General features: G+C 65.6%; 7 protein-coding genes. 2 read left to right on the top strand and 5 right to left on the bottom strand.

Features of this window, described 5'->3' with window-relative positions; translation table 11 throughout:
* The first annotated feature begins 68 nt into the window (after nt 1-68).
* Nucleotides 69-4,076, top strand: coding sequence for an FtsK/SpoIIIE domain-containing protein (locus tag ACYQ1Z_RS04305; protein ID WP_459791272.1), 4,008 nt, complete (start codon nt 69-71; stop codon nt 4,074-4,076).
* A 19-nt stretch (nt 4,077-4,095) separates the two neighbouring features.
* Here the strand turns inward: ACYQ1Z_RS04305 and ACYQ1Z_RS04300 are convergent, their stop codons facing one another.
* The gene (locus tag ACYQ1Z_RS04300; RefSeq protein WP_459791371.1) at nt 4,096-4,473 is read right to left on the bottom strand and encodes a hypothetical protein; all 378 of its coding nucleotides are present in this window, start codon (nt 4,471-4,473) and stop codon (nt 4,096-4,098) included.
* 340 nt (nt 4,474-4,813) lie between these two features.
* Between ACYQ1Z_RS04300 and ACYQ1Z_RS04295 the strand changes: the two genes are divergently transcribed.
* Nucleotides 4,814-5,062: a WhiB family transcriptional regulator gene (locus ACYQ1Z_RS04295; RefSeq protein WP_459791271.1), complete on the top strand. Its 249-nt coding sequence runs from the start codon at nt 4,814-4,816 to the stop codon at nt 5,060-5,062.
* Between the two features lie 91 nt (nt 5,063-5,153).
* Here the strand turns inward: ACYQ1Z_RS04295 and ACYQ1Z_RS04290 are convergent, their stop codons facing one another.
* The 4 genes from ACYQ1Z_RS04290 to ACYQ1Z_RS04275 are packed head-to-tail and all read right to left on the bottom strand — an operon-like array spanning nt 5,154 to nt 13,506.
* Nucleotides 5,154-6,620: a sensor histidine kinase gene (locus ACYQ1Z_RS04290; RefSeq protein ID WP_459791270.1), complete on the bottom strand. Its 1,467-nt coding sequence runs from the start codon at nt 6,618-6,620 to the stop codon at nt 5,154-5,156.
* 27 nt (nt 6,621-6,647) lie between these two features.
* Nucleotides 6,648-11,501, bottom strand: coding sequence for an NAD-glutamate dehydrogenase (locus ACYQ1Z_RS04285; protein WP_459791269.1), 4,854 nt, complete (start codon nt 11,499-11,501; stop codon nt 6,648-6,650).
* 56 nt (nt 11,502-11,557) lie between these two features.
* Nucleotides 11,558-12,868: an AAA family ATPase gene (locus ACYQ1Z_RS04280; protein ID WP_459791268.1), complete on the bottom strand. Its 1,311-nt coding sequence runs from the start codon at nt 12,866-12,868 to the stop codon at nt 11,558-11,560.
* A complete protein-coding gene (locus ACYQ1Z_RS04275; protein WP_459791267.1) occupies nt 12,865-13,506 on the bottom strand; it encodes a hypothetical protein in 642 nt (213 codons plus the stop codon). Before ACYQ1Z_RS04275 ends, ACYQ1Z_RS04280 begins: the two co-directional genes overlap by 4 nt.
* Nucleotides 13,507-13,514 lie beyond the last annotated feature (8 nt).

The raw sequence follows: 13,514 nt of genomic DNA, 5'->3' as shown, positions 1-13,514 counted from the left end.
CGCACGACGGCGGGTCGCCGGCTGCCCGGGGCGGGCTAGCTTGGGACAAAAGGCCAGAAGGATTCCACATGACGCTGCACTGCACACTGGTTGGCGGGCCCGGGTCGCGGCTAAGCGGGCGGCAGCTCGAGCTGACCATCGAAGGCCCTGACGGGACCCTGGGAACCCTCGTCGCCGAACGCCTTGCCCACGCCTTTGGTACGGGAACAGTGAGGGTCGACGACGACGACCTGCGCACCGCCAGGCTCGGAATCCCGCCTTTGGTCAATGGAGCCATCCTGGTCGACTCCGGCGCCGAACCCGTCGGCAAACGCCAGCGGCGGCGCGCTTCCGCTGAGACGGGGGCGCCGCTCCTGCTTGCGGTCCACAGCGGAGCCGGAGCGGGAACGCTGGTGCCCTTGCGGCGGGGCGCCTACACCCTCGGCCGGAAGAATTCCGGAATTGTGATCGCGGACGCAGAGCTGTCACGGCAGCACGCACGCATTGTTGTCACCGACACGCAGATCTTCATCGAAGACCTGGGCAGCGCCAACGGAACGTTTGTGGACAACCAAAGAATCCGCCGCGCTGCCATCTCAACCCGGTCCACTATCCGGTGCGGAAACGCCACGATGTCCCTGGTGTTCGCCGACGCCATGGACCGTGACCTACGGGCTGCCGGTGGGTCAGTCCTGGAGCCAATCACCGTGCCCGGCAGGGCTGAACCAGGCAGCAGGACCACCATGGTCGTCACCGCCGCGCTTCCCCTGGCCATCGGCGTCGGGCTCGCTGCCTTCACAGGCATGTGGATGTTCCTCGCCTTTTCAGCTGCGTCCTCGCTCGCCCTCCTGATCCCGGCATTTGGCGGCAGGCGCCAGCGGAAGGACCTTGCGGCAGCCATCAGGAAGGCAGTGGACCAGGACAGCAGCAGAAGGCAGGCCTCGGCTCCCCCGCTTTCCTCCCTGGTGCTGGCAGCGCGATGGACCCCTGCAGGTCCTGCCGCTGCAACAGGAGAGGCAGGCATGTGGCTGCGGCTTGGCCTCGCGGACCAGCCCGCGAATGTGGGCGTTGGTCCTGACGGCGGGCGTATGGCCATCCCGCCCCTGAAGGCGGCGCCTGTCGCCATCGATCTCGAACGACCCCGTACGTCGTTCCACGGGTCCCCGCAGCTGCTCGAGGGGATGCTGCGGGCAATCATCATGCAGTTGGCCGGCTACCCGCGGTGCCGGACAACCCGGATCATCATCCACGGGGATCCGGAAAAGCTCCCCGTCAACGCCCGTTACCTGCCCCAGGTGACCATGACCGCATCCGCTGGCGCCTGCAGGCACGAGCTGGGGAGGGGCCTGACGTCCGGCTGCCACCGGGGCGTTCTTTTGCTGGTGCAGCCACGGGATGAAGCTGCGGGAGGACCTTCGCTGACCGGCGATGCTGTGAACCACGGCTGGCACGTGATTGAGTTCCGTCCGGCCGACTCCAGTTCACCGCAGATGGGCGTCGGACTTTTTGAACGTGGCTCGTTCCTGCGGCAACCGGACGGGGAACTGGCGTTTGTGCCCGACCTGGCCACCGGCGACGTCTTCGACGCATTCTGCCGGAAGATGGCAGGCACTTCCCCTCATCCCGGCAGTGACGGACGGACTGTTCCCGCCACGTGTGACCTGGAGGAGGTGCTCCCGCTGACGGCAGCGGATACAGCTGCCCGGTGGGAAGCAAACAGGCGGGGGGACGGACTTGAGGTGCCCCTGGGACTTGCGGCTACGGGAATGAGGAGCCTGGACCTCCAGAAGGACGGCCCGCACCTCCTGGTAGCAGGCACCACCGGCTCAGGGAAGTCTGAGCTGCTCCGCAGCCTCACGCTGTCATTGGCCCTGAGCCATTCTCCGGACCGGGTCAACTTCCTCTTTGTGGATTTCAAAGGCGGTTCAGGGCTTGGGCCGCTTACCGGGCTGGTCCACTGTGTGGGGCTGCTCACCGACCTCGAACGGTATGCGCTGGAACGGACACTCGCCTCCCTGCGCGCGGAAATCCGGGTCCGCGAGGAGGCCCTTGCATCCGCTTGCGTCCCGGATCTGGCTGCCTACCGCAGGGCTCCGGCCTCGCAGCGGCAGCCACTCCCCCACCTTCTGATCATCATCGATGAATTCCGGATGCTCGTTGACGATGCACCGGAAGTCCTTCGGGAACTGATGCGGATCGCCGCCATTGGAAGGTCGCTCGGGATCCACCTGGTCATGGCCACGCAGCGGCCGCAAGGGGCACTGACCGCAGACATCCGGGCGAACGTGACCTCCAGCATCGCCCTGCGCGTACAGTCAGAGCTGGAATCTGTGGACGTTATTGGCTCGAAGTTCGCTGCCGGTATCAGCCTCGATGCCCCGGGAAGGGCCTACCTTGCCCGGGGCACCGAACCCGCCGAGGAGTTCCAGGCAGCCACCTCCTGCCCCTCCCGTCCCCGCCTCGGGAACCTTGACGCGGTGGCCGTGCATCTCGCCACTGACTACCTCAAGTCCGGAACCGGCGCCGAGAGCGGAGAAGCGCCGACCCCTGCCCAGGCCGCAGCCCCACTGCTGGAACTGATCCGCGACGTGTGGGCCGCGCGCGGGGGCGCGCCGCCCCGCGTTCCGGTCGCGGCACCCCTGCCGCCGGATCTCCCGGCACCTTCGGGGAATGACGGCACCGAAACTTCAGATCCAGGATCAGCGTGGTCGGTGCCCCTGGGCCTGATGGATGTTCCTGCCGCCCAACGCGTTGAACCGCTGGTTTGGGATCCTGCCGGAGCCAGTCACCTCGCATTTATAGGTTCCCCCGCATCAGGGGCACCAGAAGCATTGGAACTGACGGTCCGGCGGCTGCTGCACAACCAAACGTCACACTGCTACATCCTCGACGGCACCGGAAACTTGCACCCGGCGGCGCCGCATCACGGGGTAGGCGCCTACACAGGACTGCATGAGCTGAGGCGTGCGGTGCGGATCCTGGAGCGCCTGGCTCGCGAGCTGGCGGTGCGGCTCAGCCGGCCCGATGAACCTGCGGTCCCTCTTATTGCCGTGATCTCCGGGTGGGGTTCCTGGATGTCGGCTTTCAGGTCAGGACCGCTGGCGTGGGCTGAGGACCTCGTCCATGACCTGATACGGGACGGCGCCGGGGCGGGGATCACCGTGCTTACTTCCGGTGACCGCGAATTGGTCACCGCGAGGTTTTACGCTGCCCTGCCCAACAGGCTTTACTTTCCGGCCGGGTCAACCGGGGAGAGCCGGGTGGCGTGGCCACGAATGCCGTCCACCCCGGCAGTGAAAGGCAGGGCAGTGGCCTTTGGTCCCATCGCGGGCGGCGAGGCTGCGGTATGCCAGCTCTACAGCACCCCAACCGGCACCCCCTGGGCCGTCCCTGCCGCCCCCGACTGTCCATTCCACCAGCTCGGACCAGCGCCCTTTCGGGTGGAACCGTTGCCCTGCCGGATCATGGCAACGGAGGTCCACGCGCGTGCGGCATCTTCAGGGTTCAACGCAGTGCCGGGAATCCTTGGGCCCGGAGCGGCGGCCGGGGAGGTACTCATCGGTGTGGGCGGCGACGAACTGTCCCCCGTTTGCCTTCGGCTTCCGGCAGGAGCCGTCCTTGCCGTGGTGGGGACTCCCGGCAGTGGCAAAACCAACACCCTGCGGGCATTGCAGGCACTGAACCCTGCACGGAACTGGCTGTTTCCGGGCACTGGCGATGCCGGCGGCACCGCATGGAGCGACGTGCTGGCGATGGCCAGGTGTGGCGGGCTACCACCGGGTACGGTGCTGCTGGCTGACGACGCGGACCAGATGCCGCCCTCGACGGTTCAGGACGTGACCGAACTCCATGCCCGGGGGTTCGCGCTCGTGCTGACCGCAACTTACAGCCCGGCGCTCCTGCAGCGTGTCCCGCTGGCCATGGCTGCGCGGGCAGGCGGAACGGCGGTGTTGCTGTGTCCCAGATCTGTTGCTGACGGAGACATTTTTGGGGCGCGCGTCGAGGTGGAGCCAGGAGCTCCGCCAGGAAGGGCGGTGCTGGTGGCGGAGGGGCAGGCCAGGCCCTTCCAGGTAGGCCTGGTGCCGCAACCTTCATGAGCAGCTGCGAAGACGCGCGCTACAAGGCCGGTGGCGTGCTGCCTGTACGGGACGCGTAGCTGATGACCCTGCTGTGGAACAGGAGGACGATCGCGGTGGCCGCGGGCAGCAGCATCGCCAGTCCGGCAACAACGAGGCCTCCGGACAGGGTGGGGAATCCAATCGTCAGCACGAACAGTTGCGCCACCAGGGCGGCAGCCCGGGTCCAGCGGTATCCCCGGAAGAGGAAGACAGCCACCGCGAACAGCCAGGCGGCGAACGCGAGCAAAAGCACCAGCGTGAACACCGCACCCCAGAAAGACAGGACCGGGCTGCCGGCAAGCAACTGATAGCCGTACCACCCGGCCGCCACAAGGAGTGCTGTTGCTTCCGCAGCCACGATGAGCGCCACGACCACTACCGCGGGCGGGGCAGTGGAGGACGTCGCCTGGTGGGCACGATCTCCTGGCCGGGGCTCCTCCGACGGAGCCGGGGACTGCGGGGGGTTTACCGGGGGTCTTGACACACTGGCACCCTACCGGACATAGTCGGAGACTGGTGAGGGCCAGTGGTGGCAGTGTGATGTATCGCTCAGCATTACGGGGATATCAGGCGTTATTACCCCTTGTTTACACAGCGTTAACATGACAGGCTTGATTCAGATGACCAAGGGGGCCCTGCCGGGCCCTTTTCCTTTGTAGCTACTAGTGAATTATTTCACAAGAAGCACTTTCCCAGAAATGGAGCAACTGATCAGCATGGATTGGCGTAACCGCGCAGCGTGCCTCGAAAAGGACCCGGAACTGTTCTTCCCCGTCGGGAACACGGGCCCCGCTCTCCTGCAAATCGAGGAAGCCAAGAGCGTCTGCCGCCGGTGCGAGGTAGTGGACACCTGCCTCCAGTGGGCACTCGAGTCCGGCCAGGACGCCGGGGTCTGGGGCGGCATGAGCGAAGACGAGCGCCGCGCGCTCAAGCGCCGGGCAGCCCGGGCACGCCGCGCTTCCTGATCTGGACAAACACTCAGCCCCTGCGCAACCATCCGGTTGCCGCAGGGGCTGTCCTGTTTAACCGCGTTCTACCGTCACTAACACGACGGGGTCACTTCCCTGCAAGGCTCAAGCGGATTTTCACTGCCGTGCCGCCCCCCTCGCGCGGCTGCCACTGGATGGTGCCGCCCAGTTCGCTGGTCACGAGCGTCCTGACGATCTGCAGGCCGAGCCCTTCAACATGCGGCGTTTCCGGCAGGCCTACGCCGTCGTCGGCAATTGTCACGGTGAGCTCCTCGCCGTCTTCCCCCTCCGCGCGGTCGGCGATCAGCCATACGGTCCCGGCCCGGCCTTCAAGGCCGTGTTCCACCGCGTTCGTCACGAGTTCATTGATGACCAGCGCCAGCGGCGTCGCCAAGTCGCTGGGCAGTTCCCCGAAGGTCCCTGCCCGTTCGGTCCGCACCTGCTGGGACGGTGAGGCAACCTCTGCCGACAGCCGGAACTGCCGACCGATCAGTTCGTCAAAGTCAACGCTTTGGGTCAGCCCCTGTGAAAGGGTCTCGTGGACCAGTGCAATAGTGGCCACGCGGCGCATCGCCTGCTCCAGCCCCTGTTTCGCTTCCTCGCTCACCATGCGGCGGGATTGCATCCGCAGGAGGGCGGCGACGGTTTGCAGGTTGTTCTTGACCCGGTGGTGGATTTCACGGATGGTCGCATCCTTGGTGACAAGTTCCATCTCCCGCCGGCGGAGCTCGGATACGTCCCGGCAAAGAACCAGTGCGCCAAACCGCTGCTGCTCATCGCGCAGCGGGATGGCACGCAGGGACAGGCTGACGCCCCGGGATTCAATCTCGCTGCGCCATGGCATCCGGCCGGTCACTACCAGCGGGAGCGTCTCATCAACCATTCGCCTGTCCTTGAGAAGGCTGGCGGTGACCTCCGCGAGCGACCGGCCCTCAAGGGATTCTCCGTCACCCAGGCGCCGGAAGGCCGAGACACCATTGGGACTTGCATACTGCACCACGCCCTCGGCGTCGAGCCGGATCAACCCGTCCCCCACACGGGGTGCACCGCGCCGGGATCCGGTGGGCGAGGCAAAGTCCGGCCACAGGCCGAGAGTCCCCATGCGCAGGAGGTCGTAGGCGCACTGGCGGTACGTCAGTTCCAGGCGGGACGGCATCCGGGAGCTGGACAAGTCCATGTGCGTGGTGACCACGGCAAGTGTCCGGCCGTTGCGGACCATGGGTACGGCTTCGACCCGGAGCGCCATGTCGCTGCTCCAGTTGGTCTCGCTGGACCGTTCGATGGCCCGGCTGTTCCAAGCTTTGTCAACGAGCGGCTGCAGGTCCGACCGGATCCCCTCCCCCACAAAGTCTCCATGGAAGACGGTGTGCGTCGTGGACGGCCGGACGTGCGCCAGTGCGATGTACCCGAGGTCCGGGTGGGGGAACCAGAGTGCCAGGTCAGCGAACGCCAGGTCCGCAACCATCTGCCAGTCCCCCACCAGGAGGTGCAGCCACTCGGCATCGCCCGGCCCGAAATCAGCATGTTCCCTGATGGGGTCCGTAAAGATTGCCACTGCACCTCCAGTTACGGCGCTATTGGACTAGCGCCGGACGATTGACCTCAAGAGCCTCAATGCTACCGACAGTGAGGCCATGTCGTCGGACTCGAGCGCGTTCACTTCATCGAACATGCTCTTCGCCCTGCCCAGCTGCTCGGCGTTCCGCGCCTCCCAGTCCTTCAGCCGCGCCTCCGGCGAGTCCGCGGCGTCGGTGGCGTCCAGCACCGCCGTCGTCATGTCCGACACGGTGGAGTACAGGTCATCCCGCAGGGCTGCCCGGGCCAGGGCCTGCCACCGGTCCTGCCGCGGCAGGCTCGTGATCCGCTCCAGCAGGGAGTCGGCGTGGAAGCGGTTGAACACCGTGTAGTAGACCGCGGCGATCTCCTCCACGGGGTCCTTGCGCAACCTGGCGATTTTGGCGATGTCCAGCAGGACGAAGCTCTCGAAGAGTTCCGACCAACGCAGCGCCAGGCTCTCCGGGAGTTCCCATTCCCGGCCCTTTGCCAGCCACCCGGCGACACGTTCGCGGTCCTCGCCCCGCAGGTAGTCCAGCAGGCGCGCCCGCATGGGATCCATGAGGGGCTTGAACTCTCCCACGACGTCGGCAATCGGCTGGGAACCCGTCCCCTGCGTGAGGAGCCAGCGGACAGCCCGGTCGAGCAGCCGCCGGATGTCCAGGTGCACTGTGCTCCAGTGCTCTGTCGGGAACGAGGCGGGCAGGCTGTTCAGCTCCCCGACCATGGCATCCAGTTCATAGATCTCGCGGAGCGCCACGAACGCCTTGGCTATGGCCACTTCGCTCGCCGACGTCTCTTCCATGACGCGGAAGGCAAAAGTGATACCGCCGAGGTTGATGATGTCATTGGCCACCACGGTCGCAATGATTTCCCGGCGCAGCGGATGCGTGTCCAGTTCGGCGTCAAAACGCTCGCGCAACTGCTTCGGGAAGTAGGCCCGCAGGGTCTGCCGGAACCAGGGGTCGTCGGCCAGGTCGCTTTCACGAAGCGCCGTGGTCAGCTCGATCTTGGCGTAGGCCGCCAGCACGGACAGTTCGGGCGAAGTCAGCCCCTGCCCCTGCTGGAGCCTTTCCCGCAGGGTCTCTGTGGTGGGCAGTGCCTCGAGGTCGCGCTTCAGGTCCGCGGACTTTTCCAGCCAGTCCATGAGCCGCTCGTAACTGGGGCTCCACTCGGCGACCTTTGTCCTGTCGTTGAGCAACAGGATGTTCTGGTCGATGTTGTCTTCGAGCACCAGGCGGGCGACTTCGTCCGTCATGGACGCGAGGAACCCGGCACGTTCTTCAGCTGAAAGCTTCCCCGCGGCCACCATCCGGTCCACGAAGATCTTGATGTTGACCTCGTGGTCGGAGCAGTCCACACCCGCAGAGTTGTCAATGGCGTCGGTGTTGAGGATGACCCCCTGCAACGCCGCCTCGATGCGGCCGCGCTGCGTCATACCGAGGTTGCCGCCCTCGCCCACCACCTTGACGCGCAGGTCCCGGCCGTCGACACGGATGGCGTCGTTCGCCTTGTCCCCCACCGACGCGTTGGTTTCCGTGCTCGCCTTGACGTAGGTTCCGATACCGCCGTTGTACAGCAGGTCCGCGGGCGCAAGCAGGATGGCCCGCAGCAATTCGGGCGGGCTGAGTTCGGTCGTCTCCGCGGGGAGTCCCAGTGCGGCGCGCACTTGTTCCGACACCGGAATCGACTTGGCCTGGCGGGGGTACACCCCGCCGCCTTCGCTGATCAGCGATTTGTCGTAGTCGTCCCACGATGACCTCGGCAGCTCGAAAAGCCGCTGCCGCTCAACGAAGGAGCTCTCCTCGTCCGGGTTGGGATCAAGGAAGATATGGCGGTGGTCAAAGGCTGCCACCAGCCGGATGTGGCGCGAGAGCAGCATGCCGTTGCCGAAGACGTCCCCCGACATGTCGCCAACACCCACCACCGTGAACGGCTGCGTTTGCGTGTCCAGGTCCAGTTCGCTGAAGTGGCGCTTCACGGACTCCCAGGCCCCGCGGGCTGTGATGCCCATCGCCTTGTGGTCGTAGCCCACGGAGCCTCCGGAGGCGAAGGCGTCGCCGAGCCAGAACCCGTACTCCGCGGCCAGCCCGTTTGCGATGTCGGAGAAGGTCGCCGTTCCCTTGTCGGCAGCCACCACGAGGTACGAGTCGTCGTCGTCGTGCCTGACAACGTCCGACGGCGGCACGAGCCTTTCGCTGTCGCCTTCGGTCACAAGGTTGTCGGTGAGGTCGAGCAGGCCGCGGATGAAGGTCTTGTAGCTCTCGACACCCTCGGCCATCCACGCTGCCCTGTCGACTGCGGGGTCGGGCAGCTGCTTGGCGAAGAACCCGCCTTTCGCCCCGGTGGGCACGATGACGGCGTTCTTGACCGTTTGCGCCTTCACGAGGCCGAGGACCTCGGTGCGGAAGTCCTCGCGCCGGTCCGACCAGCGGAGCCCGCCGCGGGCAACCTTTCCAAAGCGCAGGTGGACGCCTTCGACCCTTGGCGAGTAGACCCAGATTTCGAACATGGGCCGCGGGAACGGCAACCCGTCGATCCGCGACGGATCCAGCTTGAAACTGACGTGCCGCTTGTTCTGGTAGAAGTTGGTCCGCAGCGTCGCCTCGATCAGGTTGGCAAACGTGCGCAGGACGCGGTCGGCGTCGAGGGTGGCCACCTTCTCGATCGACGCGGCAAGCTCCTGCCGCACCTTCTCCTGCGCCTCCAGCCTCTCGTCCCCGGTGAGGGCAGGATCGAAACGGGCTGCGAACAGTGCCGTCAGGTTGCGGGTGACGTCGGCGTTGGCCAGCAGCGTGTCCGCCATAAAGCCGAAGGAGTTGCTGTTGCCCATCTGCCGCATGTAGCGGGCATAGGCGCGGAGCATGGTGATCTTGCGCCACTGCAGGCCTTCCCGCAGGACCAGCCGGTCAAAGGCATCGGATTCAGCCGCCCCGGTGACTGCGGCACTGAACGAGTCCGCCAGCAATTCCCCGGTTGAAACCGGATCCACCCCGGCCGGATACTTCAGGCCAAGGTCGTACAGGAAGAAGTCCCGGCGGTCCGCGGTCTCGATTTCGAAGGGCCGTTCATCCAGGACCTCAAGTCCCAGGTTATGGAAGAAGGGGAGGATCTGGCTGAGGCTTTTTGGCTCAAGCATGTAGAGCTTGACCCGCGCGTCCTCCTCCAGTGTCGCCCCTGCGCCTTCCGGAAGGTAGACGTGGACCCCGGGCCGCTCCTGGCGGGCACCGACCTCCCGCTCGGCAGCTGCCCCGTACTTCTCGAAGCGTGCGATGTCCTCCAGCGCGTCTTCAACCTCGTAGTCCACCCGATAGGTGGCCGGGAAGGCCTCCGCCCAGATCCCGGCGAGCTCCTTGGCTTCCTCGGCATCCCGGCCCTCGCGAAGCACCTCCGCGATGCCCTCGCTCCAGGAGCGGGCGGCGCGGACGAGCCGCGACTCCAGTTCGGCCGTGTTGACGTGGCTGACGTCGGCATCCTTGGGCAGGCGGATGCGGAAGAACAACCGGGCCAGCGCCGATTCGGTCATGCGTGCTTCGTAGTCTATGGACACGGCCTGGAACGTCTCGCGAAGTTCCTGTTCGATCCGCAGCCGGACGTTCGTGGTGTACCTGTCGCGGGGAAGGTAAACGACGGCGGACATAAACCGGCCATAGATGTCCGGCCGCAGGAAGAGCCGGGTCCGGCGGCGCTCCTGCAGTTTCTGGATCCCGAGCGCCGTAGCGGCGAGGTCCGGGACCTCGATCTGGAAGAGCTCATCGCGCGGGTAGGTCTCCAGGATGCCCAGCAGGTCCTTGCCGGAGTGCGAGTCCGGGGGGAACCCCGCGCTGCGCAGGACAGCGTCGACCTTTTCACGGATGATCGGAATGTTCCGGACCGATCCCGTGTAGGCACTGGTGGCGAAGAGCCCGATGAAGCGGCGCTCACCATTGACGTTGCCGGACGCGTCAAAGCTCTTGACCCCGATGTAGTCGAGATAGGCGGACCGGTGGACAGTTGACCGGGAGTTCGCCTTGGTGATGACCAGGGCACGTTTTTCGCGCGCCTTCTTCCTTCCCGTGTCCGTGAGGTGCTGGATATGCGGCGCGTCCGCGGACGCCCTCAAAAGACCCAGCCCGCTGTCCTCACGAAGTTCCAGGACGTCTTCGCCGTCCACAGTCACCAGGTCGTATTCGCGGTACCCCAGGAACGTGAAGTTGCCGTCGTCGAGCCAGCGCAGGAGGTCTTTGGCCTGCCGCAGTTCAGCGATCTGGGCCGGATGGGCCACCTCATCCAGGCTTTCGGAAATTTGCCGGGCTTTCTGGCGCATCTTCGGCCAGTCCTCGACGGCGGCACGCACGTCATTCAGGACGCGGTTCAAGCCTTCAAGCAGCGAAGCCTTCGCTTCGTCGGAGACACGGTTGATCTCGACGGCGATCCAGGACTCCATGTGGGAGGCGTTCTCCCCCTGGGCGATGAGGTGGGACAGGCTCGGCATGGCTGCTGTGTCACCGCTGGAAATCCCGATGTGCGCCGGCACCCTGTTGACCTTGACCAACTGGCCGGTCTCCCGGTTGCGGGTGGCAACGATCAGCGGGTGGACGACCAGCTTGATGGCCGCATGTTGCCGGACGAGCTCGGCGTTCACGGAATCGACAAGGAAGGGCATGTCATCCGTGACAACAAAAACAACGCTGCTGTCTTCTTCGTCAACGATCGCGCTTTTTGCCTGGCCCGGCCGCCGCACCGCTGCCACCTCACGGTGGTTTTCGGCCCGGGCAACGAGCACCTCGCGGTGGTAGCTCCGGGCGTCCTCCTCGGCCAGATGCTGGTAGTAGTCCCCAATGAAGCCCTCAAGGCGTTCAATGGAAAGGGGCTGATCCTCCACGCTGGATCCCGACGACATCGACACACGCCTCCATCACAAGTATTTGCTGCCCCATCGCAGCTCTTATGGCGAGCCTAGTCCTTTGCCCTGCGTCGTGCTGTGGAAGAAAAGACAGAAGATTTCGATTTTTGCTGGACGGGTGCACAAACCAATTCCCGGATGGCCCGGCGCAGAGCCGAATCCGGTGTAGCCTCCAGCAGCAGGGATCCCGCAAGCAGCGCAGCATCCGTGGCCGGAGCGTCATGCGGCAGGAATGCAGTGATTTCAACCGCGGGACCAAACCGTTCCCAGGCATCGCGCAACTGCCGCTCGGGACTCCGGCCCACGGACGATGCCCGGACCTTGTTCATCACCACAGTGGGTGACGCGTGCGGAACGGCCGCTGCGAGCTCAGCCAGCCCCCGCACCAGCCGTGGCACGTTCACAGGGTCAGCGGCACCTACTGCGTAAACGGTGTCGGCAATCTCCAACGGGCGAAGGGTCGCTGCGTTGCGTCGCGGCGCCATGGTGTCGAAGCTGAGTTCTTCGTCAGCTTCGAGGCAGAATCCGGTATCGATCACCACGACGTCCACACATTGCCTGGCGCGTTCAAGGACCATCGCGAGGGCGGGCGCCCGGAGTTCCGTCCACCGGTCCGGGCGGGTGATGCCGGTCAGCACTCTAAAGGTGCCGGCCGAGGTGACCACGGGGCTGGCAATCTTCTCGAGGGCGGCGGAATCGAAGGTCCCCTGGTCCGCCAATCTGCATGCCTGCGCCAATCCTGCGGACTCATCCATCAGGCCCAGCACGGCGGCCACGCTCGCGCCGTAGCTGTCCGCATCCACCAGGAGAACCCGTTTTCCGTCAGCGGCAAGTTCACCGGCAACGTTGGCTGCGATCGTAGTACGCCCCGGAGATCCAGCGGGGCCCCAGACGGCAATGACCTCGCCGGTTCCCCGGCCTTCGGGAACGGCGTCGGGCTCCGCAGGAACAACATGCAAGGCCGCGCCGGTGTCCGCCAGGGAGGATCCGAAGCCAGGCCAGGCCGGGCCTGCTCCCGTCAACCGTTCCACGGCGTCCGCAATCCGCTCCGACAGCTCCGCGGACTCGACGCGGGTCAGGGCGGAGGACACTCCGATCTTCCGCAGCCGGGCAGCTTCTTCAGCGCTGTCCGTCAAAGCTATGATGGCGACCCCCACCGCCCCCAGCCTGTCCACCAGGGAAGCAGTGAGGGCTTCGGATCCGTCCGCGACAACCGCCGCCCTGGCCAGTCCGCTTTGGCAGGCGGCCAGGAGTTCTGCAAGTTCGGCGCACCTTCGCACGACGGTGACCGGCCCGTGAAGGCGTTCCAGCCCGCCGACCAGGTCCTCCTGGCTGTCGCCAACAGTGACAACAGGAATGCTCATCGGCTGCCGCCCGGATTCCAGACCACCGATATTTTCGCCTCGTTGGCCTGCGCTCCGAGCAGCGCGGGCATCTGGCTGTCTTCGACCAGGACCATGAGCACGGTCGTCCTTGTCGATCCGAGAGCGGTAGAGCCGTCGGATACCTCGGCGATCTCAGCGCCCGGAAGCAGGAGCTTTGGCTCACTGAACCCATTTTTCGCATCAGGCTGTGCTACCCAAACATCAATGCGGGAGCCTGCTACTGCCTGTGAAGGGAGCGTTTCGGTGATCGTCAGTGCCACCGGCTTGCGGTCCAGTTCATCCACGCGGCCCAGGCTGGCACGGGGAACAAGCTGGTCCTTGGCAACCCGTTGTACGGCAACCACACCCTCGGGAAGACCCGACGCGACCGGAATGTAGTGCTGCTCTGTATCACCCAGCCGCACCCTCGCACGGACGACGTTCTCCGGCGTCAGGGCTTCCCCTACCGCAATGCCTTCCCTGGCGGCATACACCTCCGTGGTCCGGTCGGCACTGTTAATCAGGAAGACCACGCCCGCCACCGAAACCAGGACCAGGAGGACACCCATCAGCAGGCGGGGGTCCTTCCACGACGGACGCTTCAGGCGTGCAGCCGTAGCAGACGGATCTGGAACCATGCTGTTTC

It is taken from the genome of Arthrobacter sp. AD-310, from assembly GCF_054656615.1.
Note: the sequence above shows the minus strand (reverse complement) of the source record. Positions and strands in the feature narration are given on the sequence as shown.

What these genes read in the sequence shown, in the direction of transcription:
- ACYQ1Z_RS04280 (WP_459791268.1), bottom strand. Translation starts at nt 12,868, where the DNA reads ATGAGCATTCCTGTTGTCACTGTTGGCGACAGCCAGGAGGACCTGGTC.
- ACYQ1Z_RS04295 (WP_459791271.1), top strand. Translation starts at nt 4,814, where the DNA reads ATGGATTGGCGTAACCGCGCAGCGTGCCTCGAAAAGGACCCGGAACTG.
- ACYQ1Z_RS04275 (WP_459791267.1), bottom strand. Translation starts at nt 13,506, where the DNA reads ATGGTTCCAGATCCGTCTGCTACGGCTGCACGCCTGAAGCGTCCGTCG.
- ACYQ1Z_RS04305 (WP_459791272.1), top strand. Translation starts at nt 69, where the DNA reads ATGACGCTGCACTGCACACTGGTTGGCGGGCCCGGGTCGCGGCTAAGC.
- ACYQ1Z_RS04285 (WP_459791269.1), bottom strand. Translation starts at nt 11,501, where the DNA reads ATGTCGTCGGGATCCAGCGTGGAGGATCAGCCCCTTTCCATTGAACGC.